This window comes from Streptomyces sp. NPDC051217 (genome assembly GCF_044455465.1).
In the GTDB taxonomy this organism is placed as follows: domain Bacteria; phylum Actinomycetota; class Actinomycetes; order Streptomycetales; family Streptomycetaceae; genus Streptomyces.
In genome coordinates this window covers 108,419-121,980 of record NZ_JBITEV010000007.1, presented here as the reverse complement: position 1 = coordinate 121,980, position 13,562 = coordinate 108,419, and the positions used below count along the sequence as shown (strand labels likewise).

11 protein-coding genes are annotated in these 13,562 nt (G+C 72.3%); 8 read left to right on the top strand and 3 right to left on the bottom strand.

What is annotated here, in order from left to right; genetic code table 11:
- Window positions 1-22: 22 nt before the first annotated feature.
- The 7 genes from ACIBBB_RS18045 (at window position 23) to ACIBBB_RS18015 (ending at window position 10,695) form a co-directional block, all read left to right on the top strand.
- On the top strand, window positions 23-1,570 hold the full coding sequence (locus tag ACIBBB_RS18045) for an ABC transporter substrate-binding protein (protein ID WP_398982992.1): 1,548 nt from the start codon (window positions 23-25) through the stop codon (window positions 1,568-1,570).
- Complete coding sequence (locus ACIBBB_RS18040; RefSeq protein ID WP_398982990.1) at window positions 1,567-2,598, top strand: ABC transporter ATP-binding protein; 1,032 nt, start codon at window positions 1,567-1,569, stop codon at window positions 2,596-2,598. Before ACIBBB_RS18045 ends, ACIBBB_RS18040 begins: the two co-directional genes overlap by 4 nt.
- On the top strand, window positions 2,595-3,473 hold the full coding sequence (locus ACIBBB_RS18035) for an ATP-binding cassette domain-containing protein (protein ID WP_398982987.1): 879 nt from the start codon (window positions 2,595-2,597) through the stop codon (window positions 3,471-3,473). The genes ACIBBB_RS18040 and ACIBBB_RS18035 overlap by 4 nt, the downstream gene beginning before the upstream one ends.
- Window positions 3,470-5,758, top strand: coding sequence for an MGH1-like glycoside hydrolase domain-containing protein (locus ACIBBB_RS18030; protein WP_398982985.1), 2,289 nt, complete (start codon window positions 3,470-3,472; stop codon window positions 5,756-5,758). The genes ACIBBB_RS18035 and ACIBBB_RS18030 overlap by 4 nt, the downstream gene beginning before the upstream one ends.
- Window positions 5,755-7,368 (top strand): FAD-dependent oxidoreductase, encoded by a 1,614-nt coding sequence (locus tag ACIBBB_RS18025; protein WP_398982983.1) that lies wholly within the window; start codon window positions 5,755-5,757, stop codon window positions 7,366-7,368. Before ACIBBB_RS18030 ends, ACIBBB_RS18025 begins: the two co-directional genes overlap by 4 nt.
- Window positions 7,368-8,375, top strand: coding sequence for a dihydrodipicolinate synthase family protein (locus ACIBBB_RS18020; protein WP_398982981.1), 1,008 nt, complete (start codon window positions 7,368-7,370; stop codon window positions 8,373-8,375). The genes ACIBBB_RS18025 and ACIBBB_RS18020 overlap by 1 nt, the downstream gene beginning before the upstream one ends.
- A gap of 196 nt (window positions 8,376-8,571) precedes the next feature.
- A complete protein-coding gene (locus ACIBBB_RS18015) occupies window positions 8,572-10,695 on the top strand; it encodes an exo-alpha-sialidase (protein ID WP_398982979.1) in 2,124 nt (707 codons plus the stop codon).
- A gap of 77 nt (window positions 10,696-10,772) precedes the next feature.
- On the opposite strand, the gene ACIBBB_RS18010 is transcribed toward ACIBBB_RS18015, so the two are convergent.
- On the bottom strand, window positions 10,773-11,336 hold the full coding sequence (locus tag ACIBBB_RS18010) for a TetR family transcriptional regulator (protein ID WP_398982977.1): 564 nt from the start codon (window positions 11,334-11,336) through the stop codon (window positions 10,773-10,775).
- 139 nt (window positions 11,337-11,475) lie between these two features.
- Between ACIBBB_RS18010 and ACIBBB_RS18005 the strand changes: the two genes are divergently transcribed.
- Entirely contained in the window at window positions 11,476-12,156 is a 681-nt protein-coding gene (locus ACIBBB_RS18005) for an SDR family oxidoreductase (protein WP_398982975.1), read from the top strand.
- Between the two features lie 52 nt (window positions 12,157-12,208).
- On the opposite strand, the gene ACIBBB_RS18000 is transcribed toward ACIBBB_RS18005, so the two are convergent.
- Complete coding sequence (locus ACIBBB_RS18000) at window positions 12,209-12,874, bottom strand: SDR family NAD(P)-dependent oxidoreductase (RefSeq protein ID WP_398982973.1); 666 nt, start codon at window positions 12,872-12,874, stop codon at window positions 12,209-12,211.
- Between the two features lie 80 nt (window positions 12,875-12,954).
- Complete coding sequence (locus ACIBBB_RS17995) at window positions 12,955-13,332, bottom strand: DUF2255 family protein (RefSeq protein ID WP_398982971.1); 378 nt, start codon at window positions 13,330-13,332, stop codon at window positions 12,955-12,957.
- Between the last annotated feature and the right edge of the window lie 230 nt (window positions 13,333-13,562).

Below are 13,562 nucleotides of genomic sequence, written 5' to 3'. Positions count from 1 at the left end.
GTTCGCAGACAGGAGCACCACCATGACCAAGACGCGCGTGTACGGCCGGAGCCGGCTGCTCCGGCTCGCCGCCACCGCCACGGCGACCGGGGCGCTCCTCGCCGCCTGTTCGACGACATCGGGCGGCGACGACGACAACGGAGGCGGCTCCGGGGGCTCGGGCGACGTGACGGCCGCGGGCACCTACCCGATCGAGAGCCTGGACCCGCACGGAGCCCAAGGCGCCTCCACCGGCACGCAGTTGGCCGGGCAGGAGATCTTCAGCAGACTCGTGAAACCGGACCCGGACGGCACGCTCAAGGGAGACCTGGCCACTTCCTGGAAGCCCAACGGGGATGTCACGGCCTGGACGTTCACGCTGCGCGACGGCGTGACGTTCTCCGACGGCTCCCCGCTCGACGCCGACGACGTGGTCGCCTCCTTCCAGCGGATGATCACCCTGAACGGCCCCAACGCGGGCAACTTCACGGGCTCCACGATGAGGAAGACCTCAGCCACCGAAGTGGTGCTCAGCAGCCCGGCGCCCGACGCGTCTGTCCCCGGGAAGCTCGGCACCTTCTACGTCATCCCGTCGGACGTCGGCAAGGACGACACCGCCTTCTTCAACGACCCCGTCGGCTCGGGCCCGTTCACCGTCGACGGATTCACCCCGGGCGAGTCGCTGGTCCTGGTGCCCAACAAGGAGTACCGGGGCGAGAAGCCCGCGCCGAGCCGGGTCACCGTACGGAACATCCCGGAGCTGTCGGCGCGCATGACCGCCCTGCGCACCGGCGAGGTGGACATCGTCTGGGGCATCCCGGACGACCAACTGGCCTCGCTGGAGAGCGAGAAGGAGCTGACGGTGCGGACGGTCCCGAGCAGCGCCGAGTTCACCATGTGGTTCAACTCCTCGACGCCCGCGCTGGCGGACGCGAAGGTACGCAAGGCGATCTGGCAGGCGGTCGACTTCGAGACCATCATCGGCAAGCTCTACCCCGAGACCGGCAAGCCGGCCGACGCGCCCGTGACGAGCGTCGTCCTCGGCCACGTACCGCAGCCGCCCGTGGCCTACGACGCGACAGCCGCCAAGTCGGCGCTCACCGCCGCGGGTTTCGACTTCTCGAAGAAGCTCCGCCTCCAGTTCGCCAACGCCGAGTTCCGGCCCTTCATCCAGGCCGTCGTCTCGGACCTGCGGAAGGTGGGCGTACTGGCCGAGCCGCTGGAGAAGGAGCAGGCCACCTTCACCGAGGATCTGATCGCGCTCAAATGGGACATCAACTTCCAGCAGCTGGCCACCCCCAGCTACGACGCGGCCAGCAACCTCGGCCGCCTCTACACCTGCGAGGCCAATCGGAACGGCTACTGCAACAAGGAACTGGACGGTCTGCTGGCGGCGGCGGGAGCCACGGCCGACGAGGAGAAGCGCACCGACCTCTACGGCCGGGCGAGCGCGATCATCTGGCGGGACGCCGTAGGGATGTACCCGATGTCGGTGAGCATCGCGTACGCCTGGAACAACGACCTCAAGGGCTTCGTCCCGGACGCCAGTGGCCTGCCGGACTTCGCCACCGTACGGACCGGTGGGTCGTGACCCCCGCCGGAACCGCTCGCGAACGCGGCCCCACGAAACCGGCGCCCGCGACCGACGGGCCGCCCCTGCGGATCGACGGCCTGGTGGTGGAACTGCCGGGCTCGCACGGCACCCGGGTGCGGGTGGTGGACGGTGTGTCCTTCGACGTGCCACGCGCCACGACCGTCGGACTGATCGGCGAGTCGGGCAGCGGAAAGACGATGACGGCCGAGGCGATCCTGGGCCTGCCGCCCGAGGGCGCCACCCTGTCGGGCCGGCTGCTGTGGCACGGCGAGGATCTGATCGCCGCCGATCCGGTACGGCGTCGTACGGTACGCGGCCGGGAGATCGCGATGATCTTCCAAGACCCGCTGGCCGCCCTCAACCCGACCCAGCGGATCGGCCGTCAGGTCGGCGAGATCCCACGCCGCGACCGGCTGCCTCGCGCCGAGGTGAGCCGCCGGGTCGTCGAACTCCTCGACCGGGCGGGCGTGCCGGAGCCGAAGCGGCGGATGCGCGCCTACCCGCACGAACTCTCCGGCGGCCTGCGCCAGCGCGCCATGATCGCACTGGCGTTGGCCGGAGAGCCCTCGCTGCTGCTCGCCGACGAGCCGACGACGGCGCTCGATGTCACCGTGCAGTCCCGGATCCTGCGGCTGCTCGCCGGCATCCAGGCGGCGGACGGCCTGGCGATGCTCCTGGTCAGCCATGACCTGCGGGTCGTGTCGCACGTCGCCGAACGGGTCGTGGTGATGTACGCGGGACGGGTCTGTGAGCGCGGGCCCGCCCGCGACGTACTGCGCCGGCCCGCGCACCCGTACACCGCCGCCCTGGTACGCAGCGTGCCCGCCGTCAGAACCCGTACCGCGCCGGCCGATCCGCTGCCGGGCGCCCCGGCGACACCCGCGAACCGGCCGGCCGGCTGCGCGTTCCATCCGCGCTGCCCACTGGCCCGCGCCCGGTGCGGCGGTGAGGTGCCGGAGGTACGGGAGGTGGCGCCGGGGCGCTGGAGCGCCTGCCACTTCGCGGAGGAGGTGCTGGGATCGTGAGTGAGAGCGAACGGGACATCGAACCCCTCGGGGAGCGCGCGGTCCCACCGGAACGCGCACTGCTCGATGTGCGCGGTCTGCGCGTCAGTTACGGCGGGCGGGGGTGGGGCCGCCGGAGAGGGCAGATCGCCGTGGACGGCGTGAGCCTGTCGGTGGCACCCGAGGAGACACTCGGTCTGGTCGGCGAGTCGGGCTCCGGCAAGACGACCGTCGCCCGGTGCGTGGCGGGACTGCTCGGGCCCGGCGCCGGGAAGCTCACCTTCGACGGCCGGCCACTCGGCCGCGCGGGACGCAGGCCGCCGGAGTTGCGGCGCGCGGTACAGATGGTGTTCCAGGATCCGCGGTCGTCGCTCAATCCGCGTATGACGGTCGCCTCGGTCATCGCCGAGGTCTGGAGCACCCATCCGGTCACCGCGCCCACGGGCGACCGTACCGAGGCGCTGCACCGGCTCCTCGCCGACATGGGGCTCGACCCCGAAGTGGCGTCGCGGCGGGCGGGGGACCTGTCGGGAGGTCAGTGCCAGCGGGTGAGCATCGCCAGAGCGCTGGCGGTACGGCCCCGGCTGCTGGTGTGCGACGAGGCCGTGTCGGCGCTCGACGTGTCGGTCCAGGCCCAGATCCTGCGGCTGCTGATCGATCTGCGTGCCAGGCACCGGCTGGCGATGCTGTTCATCTCCCACGACCTGGGGGTGGTCCACCAGATCGCCGACAGGGTCGCGGTGATGCACCGGGGCGTGATCGTGGAGGAGGGCCCGACCGGCGAGGTGCTGACCGCGCCGCGTGACCCGTACACCCGGGCGCTGCTGGACGCGGCCCTGGACCTGGACGACTCGGTGCCGGGCGACGGCACCGCCGACGACAAGGCGGTCGTATGAGCGGGAGTCGTACGAATGAGAGGCGCGCCGGTGTGACTCCGGCGGCGACCGGCTGGAACACCTGGGACGTCCGCACGCACACCGGTATGAGCCTGCTGCCGTCCGGACCACGGGCGCGGTTCGGCGTACTCGGCCCCGAAGGCCCCGTACTCGACGGCTTCACCTGGCGCGACGGACTGGAGCGGCTGGGGCACCACACCGTGGACGGCACCTTCGCCGAGGTGACGGTACGCGCGGCGGGCCACCGGCTGCGGCTGGTCTTCGCGGGCGGACCCGGCGAGGTCCTGCACGCACGCGCCGAGAGCACGGGCGCTGTCGTGCTCTCCGTCGAGGGCCTGGACGGCGTCGACGACCGTGCGGGCCGACCGGACGACCCGGCCGGGGCCGCGCCGAGCGGCATCTTCCGGGTCGGCACCGTCCTTGCGGGCGGCCTTCGTTGGACGGTCACCGCCTCGTCGCCGGCCCGCAGGATCGACGGCCCGGCGCACGCGCTGGTGCTGGCGTTCGACACCCGGACCGGGGACGAGACCGGCGGCGGAACGAACGACGACTCGGGCCCCGCCACCGTGGACCTGCGGATCGCACCGGAGCGCGCGTCCGGCACGGTGGCGGAGACCGGCGGCGTACTCGCGGCGCGCCGTACCGCCACCGACCGCACCCGGCTACGGTCGGGCGGCTGGCTCGGCGATGCCGCCTCCGCCCTGACCAGGGCCGTCACCTGGAACACCATCCACGCTCCCGACATCGACCGCGTCCTCACCCCGACCTCCCGGGACTTCGTCTGCGCCGAGCGGAAGGGCTTCTACGGCACGTGGGCCCTGCACGCCTGGGACACGTTCTTCACCGGCCTCGCCGCCAGCGCCGTCGACCGGGACTACGCGCGCGGCGTGTTCGGGCAGATCCTTCCCCACGCGGACGAGGCCGGCATGATCCCGAACCGGATCTCGGACGACGGGGGCCGCACCGGTGACCGTTCGCAGCCACCGGTCGGCGCGCTGACGGTGTATCAGGCCTATCTGGCGGGCGGCCTGTCGCCCGGGACCCGCGACACCGCGCTGCTCGAAGACACCTTCCCGGCGCTGCTGGCCTGGCACGACTGGTGGCCGCGCGCCCGCCGGGGACCGCACGGGCTGCTGGCCTGGGGCTCCGACCCGATCGCGGGCGACCCCGCGTCGGCGACCCTCGACCGGGCCAAACGGGAGTCGGGCCTGGACGATTCGCCGATGTACGACGAGTCGCTGTACGACCCCGCGACCCACACCATGGACCTGGCCGACGTCGGGCTGAACGCGCTGCACATCGCCGACGCCGAGACACTCGCGGAGATCGCCGACATCCTGGGCGAGCGCGCGACGGCCGGCCGGCTGCGCGCCGAGGCGGAAGCGGCGAAGGAGGTCGCGGACCGGCTGCTGTGGGACGGCGAGAGGGGCGGCTACCGCAATCTCACCACCGCGGGCACGCACGATCCGCACGTCTCGCCGACGATGCTGTACGCGCTCCTCGGCGGGCTGCCGGACGCCGGCCGTGCGGCGGCCGTGGCCGCCGAACTGCTGCGCCCCGAAGCGCTGGGCGGCGTACGGCCACTGCCGAGCGTGGCCCGGAACGACCCCGGATTCGCGGCGACCTACTGGCGCGGCCGGATCTGGGCGCCGATGGCGTATCTCGCCGTGCGGGGGCTGCGGCGCTATGAGTTGACCGAGCTGAGCCGGCCGGTGGTGGGGGCCCTGCTGCGGCTGTTTCTCGACGAATGGCGTGAGTACGGCCATGTCAGGGAGAACTATCCGGCCGTCGACGGGGAGAATCTGACGGGTTTTCAGAAGCGTTCGGACGGGCTGATGGCCTGGGGAGGTCTGTTGGCGTATCTGGCCTTCGGTGAACTGGCCGACGCGCGGTCCGACGGCTGGCGGTTCGCCCACCCTGGCGAGCCGGCCGAGCTGTGCAACCTGCCGCTCGGCGAGGGCCGCCTCGACGTCCGGGCGGCCGACCGGCTCACCGTCGCTCTGGACGGACGTGTCCTGCTGGACATGGCGCCCGGCGTCGTCGTACGGGGCTACCGGCTGACCGCCGATTGCGTCACCGGGACCGCCGAGGGCACCGGCGACCTGCTCGTCACACCGCCGGGCGGTGGCCCGCCCGTGCCGGTGGACGTACAGGGCGGACCCCGGAGCTTCACGTTCGGCCCGGACGGAGGGCCGGCCAAGCGTGAGGCTCCGGCCACGACCGGCGGTGCGATCGGCGACGACGCGGACAGTGCGGGTGACGCACGCGAGGGGAGCGGCACATGAGCGCGGAGACGTCGGCGGTCACGGACATCCTCGTCGTCGGCGGGGGCCTCGGCGGTGTGGCCGCCGCGCTGGCCGCCCTCGACCGGGGGCGGTCGGTCCTGCTCACGGAGGAGACCGACTGGATCGGCGGCCAGCTCACCAGCCAGGGCGTGCCGCCCGACGAGCACGCGTGGATCGAGCAGTTCGGCGCCACCCGCACCTACCGGGCGCTGCGTGAGGCGATCCGCGACCACTACCGGACGTGGTATCCGCTCACCGACGAGGCCAGGCGGCGCCGGTATCTCAACCCCGGCGAGGGGCGCGTGAGCGCGCTGTGCCACGAGCCGAGTGTCGCGGCAGCCGTTCTGCGGGCCATGGTCGCGCCGTACGTGGCCGCGGGCCGGCTGCGGATTCTGTACGGGCACCGGCCGGTGGCCGCCTCCGTGGACGGCGACCGGGTACGGTCCGTGGTCGTCGAAGGCCCGGACGGTACGCGCGTCGAGGTGTCGGCGCCGTACGTCCTGGACGCGACGGAACTCGGCGACCTGCTGCCGCTGACCGGCGCCGAGCATGTCACGGGCTTCGAGTCGCGGCGGGACACGGGGGAGCCGAGCGCGCCCGACGAGGCACAGCCGGCCAACATGCAGGCGTTCTCCTGGGTGTTCGCCGTCGACCATCTGGCGGGCGAGGACCACACCGTGGACCGGCCGGCCGGCTACGAAGGCTGGGCCGCCTACCACCCCCCGCAGTGGCCGAACCGGCTGTTGAGCCTGAGCGCGCCCGACCCGAGGACGCTGGAGACCGTGCCGCGCGGCTTCACGCCGAACGCCGACTCGGGGCCGGTCGTCGCCGACCAGAGCAAGGACGCGGGCGACAAGGAGCTGTGGGAGTTCCGCCGGGTGGTCTCCCGGAAGCTGTACCGGTCCGGCTTCGTCGCGAGTGATGTGACCATCGTCAACTGGCCCATGATCGACTATCTGCCGGGACCGCTGATCGGGGTGGACGACAAGGAGCGGGACCGGCATCTGGCCGGGGCCCGAGAGCTGAGCATGAGCATGCTCTACTGGCTCCAGACCGAGGCGCCGCGCCCCGACGGCGGCACCGGCTGGCCCGGACTGCGGCTGCGCGGCGATGTGTTCGGTACGGCCGACGGGCTGGCCAAGGCACCGTACATCCGTGAGTCACGCCGGATCGTCGCCCGGCGACAGATCGTCGAACAGGATCTGTCGCTGACCGTCAGGGGCGACCACGGCGCGGTGCGATACCCGGACTCCGTCGGCATCGGGATGTACCGGATCGACCTGCATCCGTCCACCGGCGGCGACACCTACATCGACGTCGCCAGCAGCCCTTTCCAGATTCCGCTGGGCGCACTGCTCCCCGTGCGGCTGCGAAACCTGCTGCCGGTCTGCAAGAACATCGGCACCACCCACATCACCAACGGCTGTTACCGGCTGCACCCCGTCGAGTGGAACATCGGCGAGGCGGCCGGCTCGCTCGCGGCGTACTGCCTCGACAACCGGCTCGACGTCGAGCAGGTGTACGAGGACGGCGAGTGTCTGCGCCGCTTCCAGGACGAACTCACGCGCGCCGGGGTCGAACTGGCCTGGCCCGAGGTCAAGGGGTACTGATGGGCAGTCAGGACGGCGGTACCGTCGGGAAGAGACTGAGCCGCCGGGACATGACGGGTTGCCGGCCGGGACCTGTCCGCGACGCGAGAGGACCGGCCGGCGGCCGCGCCCTGCTGGCCGGTGTCATGGTCCCGCTGGTCACACCGATGGACCGGCCGGGACAACCGTCGGCCCCGGCCGCCGACGCCCTGCTCGGCGCGTTGGCGGCGGCGGGCGCCCGGAGCCTCATGCTCTTCGGCAGCAACGGCGAGGGACCCCTGCTGCCCACGGCGCAACTGGGCGACTTCGCCGCCGGGGTGGCCGAGCGCTGGCGTGAACTGACCGACGGCGGGCCCGTGTTGGTGAATGTCACGGCCCCCGGCACCGCCGAGGCGCTGGCGCGGGCGGAGGCCGTCCTGCCCGCCGGGCCGGACGCGCTGGTGCTGAGCCCGCCGATCTACTTCCACCACCGGCACGACGAGATCGTCACCCACTACGCGGCCATGGCCGGCCTCGGCGTCCCCGTCGTCGCCTACAACGCCCCCCGCTACAGCAATCCGCTGACACCCGCCCTGCTCGACGAAGTCACGGAGCTCGCGCATCTCGTGGGCATCAAGGACAGCTCGGGCGACCTCGCGCTGTTCGGCCACGCCGTCGCGGCGGCCCGCCGCCGCGACGACTTCGGGGTCAGCCAGGGCGCGGAGGGGCAGGCGCTCGACGCGCTGCGGCTCGGAGCCGACGGTGTGGTCCCCGGAGTGGCGAATCTGGCGCCCGGAGCGGCCGTTGAACTGTTCCGGGCCCACCGCGAGGGACGGGACGACGACGCGCGGCGCGCGCAACAGCTGCTCGACAAGGTGCTCGCGCTCCACACCGTGCGGCCCGGCGTGCCGGCGGTGAAGGCCGTCCTGGCCGCACGAGGGCTCTGCCCGCCGCACATCGCGGCGCCCTTCACACCGTGCTCCGACGAGGAGCGCCGCGCGCTGCTCGACCTGCTCGCTCCTCTCGACGCACACCTCATACGCGCCTGACCCCGCGCGGGGGCGCGCCCGACCCGGTCCGTGCCGGATCGAGCGCGCCCCCGCCGGGCCAGTACGTCCCTGATCAGCGCCACAGGCCCCTGACCAGGACAGCACGTCCCTGATCTGTCCAGTACGTCCCGATCGGGACCGTAATGCCCCGCGCCGGATCCCTCTCCTCCGTACCGCCCGAAAGGGGTGGCCCACCATGTCCGACACCGGACCCAAGCGCACCGCCATGAACCGCAGATCCTTCGCCCTGGGCGTCGCCGGCGTCTCGGCGACCGCCGCGTTCAGCCCCGCGGCCCTCGGATCCACGGCACACGCCGCCGACCGGTCGTCCGCACCCGGCCGGCACGGCTCCTTCTTCCACGAGCAGACCCTCTGGGACTCCGTCGAGGGCCCGCTCGTGAACTACCACGTCCACGCGCTCGCGGTTCTTCCCGACGACACCATCCTCGCCGTCACCGAGGGCCGCCACGAGGTGTGCGACGCCGGGCCGCGCGATCTGCTGCTGCGCCGCAGTACCGACGGCGGCGGAACCTGGGAGGCGAGCCGCTCACTGGTCACCTCCGCCGACGGCGAGTCCTGGGGCAACCCGGCGCTGGTCGTGGACCGCGAGACGCGGGAGGTCTTCCTCTTCTACATGCTCTCGCTCCGCCTCCCCCAGAACACCTCCTGCTCGGGCGACTCCGGCGACCTCTATGTCATCTCCAGCCGGGACAGCGGCCGGACCTGGGGCGAAGTGCGCAACCTGGCGGGGCTGTTCGACGGATTTCCCTACAACTGGGCGCTGCACGGCCCCGGTCCCGGCCACGGACTCCAGCTCAAGTCCGGCCGCCTGCTGCTCAATTGCTCGCACCGCAGGGTGATCGTCGGCAACACCGTGGCCGAGCGGTACTACGGCGTCGCGCCGATCTACAGCGACGACCACGGCGCCACCTGGAAGGCGACCGGTGAGGTGCCCGTGCAGGTCAAGTACCCCATAAACGAGGCGCGGATGGTGCAGCGCTCCGACGGCACCGTGCTCGTGAACGGCCGCGCCGCGGCGGGCGGCGAAGGACAGCGCATCGTCTCGGTCAGCTCGGACGACGGTACGACCTGGTCCCAGCCCGCGTTCGACGGCGGCACCGGCTCGTTCAACGCGGTGGACGCCGGCCTGTTGCGCTACACCGGCGGACCCGGCAGCCGCGACACCGACCGGGTGCTCTTCAGCCGTCCGGACTCGCCCGTCAGATACAACATGACGGTGTCGGTCAGTTACGACGAGGGCATCTCCTACCGGTACCGCCGGGTCATCAACGAGAATCGTTCCTTCTACTCGGATCTCGCCCGGCTCTCCGACGGCACCATCGTGCTGCTCTACGGCTGCGACGGTGACCTGGCGAGTGCCCCGCGCCGGGTCAACGTCTGCCGATTCTCGCTCGACTGGCTGACCCGTGGCCGCGACAGCCTTCGCCGCGGCCCCCGTCACCGGGAGACCGTGATCGCACTGTCCGACACGGACCGCAAGGTCACCGGCGGCATGGTGAGTACCGTCGCGGACCCGCTCGCGCGGCGCGGGGAGCGACTGGTCCTCACCCCCGAACAGGTGGGTGGCGCGGCCGAGTTCACCTTCCGGGTGCCGCGCACCGGCGAGTACGAACTGCTCCTGCGCCACTACCGCTCGGCGGACGGCGCACTGGCCACCTTCACCGTGAACGGCACCGAGCTGCCCGCCTATGTGATCGACACCACCGCGCAGTCGGCGGACGGCTTCGACCTCGCTCGTATCGGCACCACCCGGCTGCGCGCCGGGCGGCACACCGTGCGGTGCGCGGTGACGGGCGCCGGCAGGGGCGGCGGGACCCTGCTCGGTCTCGACTCGGTCAGCCTGGTCGAGGCGCCAGGCTCCGCCGACGTCCGCGCGGAGGTGGTCGTGGACAACGACCGGCTGGGCTTCGCGGTGGTCACCGGCAGCTGGCCGACGGCGACGGCCGGCCCCGGCTTCTGGGCGGGCAACTACCGCACAGCGCCCGCCGGTTCAGGCGAGCGGATGGTGCGCTGGCGCCCGGCCGTGCCCCAGGACGGTGTGTACGAGATCCAGACGTCGTACCCGCCGGGCGCGGGCCGCGCGGGCAACGCGCCGTACACGGTTGCCCACGTGGGCGGAACCGCCACCGTTCGGATCGACCAGCGGGTGGCGGGGGCGGCCGATCCGCGCGGCGGCTCATGGGTCTCGCTCGGCACGTACCGGCTGCGGGCCGGTCTCGGCACGTCGGTCGAGCTGACCAACGACGCCGACGGCACGGTGGCCGCCGACGCGATCCGCCTGCTGGGGCCGCGCACCTGAACCACGGTCCGCCCCGGCCCCGCCAGCGGTCGCGAGTGGGGCCGGTGGCGGGGCCGGGGCGATGACGAGGGGAGTGGTTACCGCGACACCTCGGCCCGCGCCGCCGCGAGGAGCTCGTCGGAGAGCGGGTCGTCGCGGACGGCGCGGGCAAGGATCAGCGCTCCGACCATCGTGCTGAGGCGGGCGAGACCGTCGGCCGTCCCGTCGTCGGCGGCCATCTGCCGCGCGAACGCCCGCACCCCTTCGCTGTAGGTGTGGCGCGCGGCGCTGCCGGCGGAGCCGCGGGCCATGTCCACGGCCAGGCCGGCCGTGGGACAGCCGCCCGCCATGTCGTCGCGGTGCTCGGGGGAGAGGTAGTAGTCGACGAACGCGCCGGGCGCGGCCTCCGGATCACCGTCGTCCGCCTCCGTCGTGGCGCCGCGCTGCTCCTCGACGCCGTCGAACGCGCGGGCTGTGGCCTCGTCCACGAGGGCTTCCTTGGAGTCGAAGTGCTTGTAGAAGCCGCCGTGGGTGAGCCCGGCCGCCTTCATCAGGTCGGCGACGCTGACACCGTCGGTGCCCTGTTCCCGGAAGAGACGGGAGGCGGTGTCGACGATCCGACGGCGGTTCTCCTGTGCCTGCTCCTTCGATACGCGGCCCATCAGCCACCTCCCTGGGATAAATGTTCGATGACATCTATCATACGCGCCTCTCGCTTCCCTTTTTAGATGATGCATGTAATCTAAATCCGGACGCACGACCTGAAGAGGGTCGTGCGCCTTGATGAAGGGATTAAGGACCATGGAGCTGAACAACGCCGTAGCGGTTGTCACCGGCGCCAACCGGGGGCTGGGCCGACGGGTCGCCGAGCAGTTGCTGGAGCGCGGCGCGAAGGTGTACGCGGGAGCCCGCCGCCCCGAGACGGTCGACCTGCCCGGCGCCGTACCGCTGCGTCTGGACATCACCGATCCGGAGTCCGTCCGTGCCGCCGCCGCTGCCGCCCCCGACGCCACGCTCCTGGTCAACAACGCGGGCGTCTCCACCCGCACGCCCCTCGTGGCCGGCGATCTCGACCGGGTCCGGCTGGAGATGGACACCCACTTCTACGGAACCCTTCAGGTGACCCGCGCCTTCGCGCCCGTCATCGAGGGCAACGGCGGTGGCTCGATCCTGAACGTCCTCTCGGTGCTGTCCTGGGTCCACCCGGCCGGATACGGCGCCTACAGCGCGGGCAAGGCGGCGGCCTGGGCGCTGACGAACTCGGTCCGCGAGGAGCTGAAGCCCCGCGGCATCCAGGTGTCCGCCCTGCACGTGGGCTACATGGACACCGACATGGCCGAGTACGTCGACCCCTCGCAGAAGACCGACCCGGCGGCCGTCGCGGCCCAGGTCCTGGAGGCGCTGGAGAAGGGCACCCCGGAGATCCTGGCCGACGAGCTGACGCGCCAGGTCAAGCAGGGACTGGGTGTGCTGACCGGCTGACCGGCTGACCCGCCGGCCTCGGGCCGCGACCCGAGGCCGGCGGGTGGGCGGGTCAGGCCTCCAGGGGTTCGGCGTAGTGCCGGAACTCCCCGCGGTCCCGGTGCATCCCCCAGAGCGTGTCGGCGAGGACGGCCGGGTCCTTGCGGGGATGCCCGGGGGTGATCGCGCCGGGGATGACCAGTTGCGTCGCGTGGATGTTCTCGTTCGCGAGGGCGTCGTGGAGCATCTGCGCGTAGGCGCTCTCGCCGGCGAACGCGATCGAGGTCCCCGCGCGATCGGGATGCGGCTGGACGGCGGTGCCGCCGTTGATGAACAGCAGCGTGCCTCGGCCGAGGGTACGCATCCCGGGCAGAACCTGGCGGACGGCTGTCATCGGTCCGAAGACGGAGAACGCCAGCGGGGCCTCGATGTCGGCCGGGGCGGTCTCCAGGACCGGCTTCATGAAGTCCCGGTGGGGGATGGGGCTGTACTGGAGGACCTCGACCGTGCCGAGTTCGGTGGCGGCCGCGTCCAGGGCGGCGGAGAGGGCGGCCGGATCGCGTACGTCGGCGGCGAACCCGCGCGCGTTCACGCCTTCACCGCCGAGTTCGGTGGCGAGGGCGTCGACGTGCTCCCTGGTACGGGACACGAGGGCGACGTCGAAGCCTTCACGCCCGAAGCGGCGCGCCACGGCGCCGCCCAGACCGCTGCCTGCTCCGACGATGGCGATGGTGGTCATAGGGGGTCCTTGTCGTGAGGGCGAGTGGCGCGGGGAGTCGCGGCGGCGGCCCGCCGGAGCACGGCCTAACGGCCGCGGGTTCAGCGAGGGACGAGTTTGAGGGTCGCGGCGCGGGGGCCGTCGGCCACCATGGGATCGACATAGCTGTCGCTGTAGCCGCCGTACTTGCTGCGGTAGGCCCGGTCGATCCGGTCGTTGAGCGCCGGGTCGTCCTCCTCGACGAAGGTGACGTCCTTGTCCACGCCGCCGGAGCTGATGTGGCCCGCGTGCCGCGCGGTGGCGGCGCGGAACCAGGTGCCGCCGCGACCGCGGAAGGCGCGTACGTGCAGGTCGTCTCCGTCTCGGACCACCCAGATGGTCGTCGGCGGGCGCGGTGTGTTGTCGCTGCCGAAGGGGGCGATCAGAAGTTCGTCGGCGTGCTCGATCTTGTTCAGCTCGTCCTTGGTCCAGGTGGCCATGGGCGGTCTCCTTGTCGGCGGAGTCTGCCGAGCCGGCTCGGCGGACTCGGTCGGGTGTGACGGTGTACTCCGTTCCAGACTGGCGACCACGACCCACGACGCGCACCTCAACGAGCTGGGCTGATCCCACCGGACCCGCCGGACCGACTGTGCCCCGCGCCGTTGGCCTGCCCGGCAGGCGGTGCCCGCCGCCCCTGGCGTGGCTACTCCATACGGATGAACCCAGGCGA

Excerpts from the sequence above, each read along its gene's own strand:
- ACIBBB_RS18045 (WP_398982992.1), top strand. The coding sequence starts at position 23 with ATGACCAAGACGCGCGTGTACGGCCGGAGCCGGCTGCTCCGGCTCGCC.
- ACIBBB_RS18030 (WP_398982985.1), top strand. The coding sequence starts at position 3,470 with ATGAGCGGGAGTCGTACGAATGAGAGGCGCGCCGGTGTGACTCCGGCG.
- ACIBBB_RS18025 (WP_398982983.1), top strand. The coding sequence starts at position 5,755 with ATGAGCGCGGAGACGTCGGCGGTCACGGACATCCTCGTCGTCGGCGGG.
- ACIBBB_RS18020 (WP_398982981.1), top strand. The coding sequence starts at position 7,368 with ATGGGCAGTCAGGACGGCGGTACCGTCGGGAAGAGACTGAGCCGCCGG.
- ACIBBB_RS18015 (WP_398982979.1), top strand. The coding sequence starts at position 8,572 with ATGTCCGACACCGGACCCAAGCGCACCGCCATGAACCGCAGATCCTTC.
- ACIBBB_RS18010 (WP_398982977.1), bottom strand. The coding sequence starts at position 11,336 with ATGGGCCGCGTATCGAAGGAGCAGGCACAGGAGAACCGCCGTCGGATC.
- ACIBBB_RS18005 (WP_398982975.1), top strand. The coding sequence starts at position 11,476 with ATGGAGCTGAACAACGCCGTAGCGGTTGTCACCGGCGCCAACCGGGGG.
- ACIBBB_RS18000 (WP_398982973.1), bottom strand. The coding sequence starts at position 12,874 with ATGACCACCATCGCCATCGTCGGAGCAGGCAGCGGTCTGGGCGGCGCC.
- ACIBBB_RS17995 (WP_398982971.1), bottom strand. The coding sequence starts at position 13,332 with ATGGCCACCTGGACCAAGGACGAGCTGAACAAGATCGAGCACGCCGAC.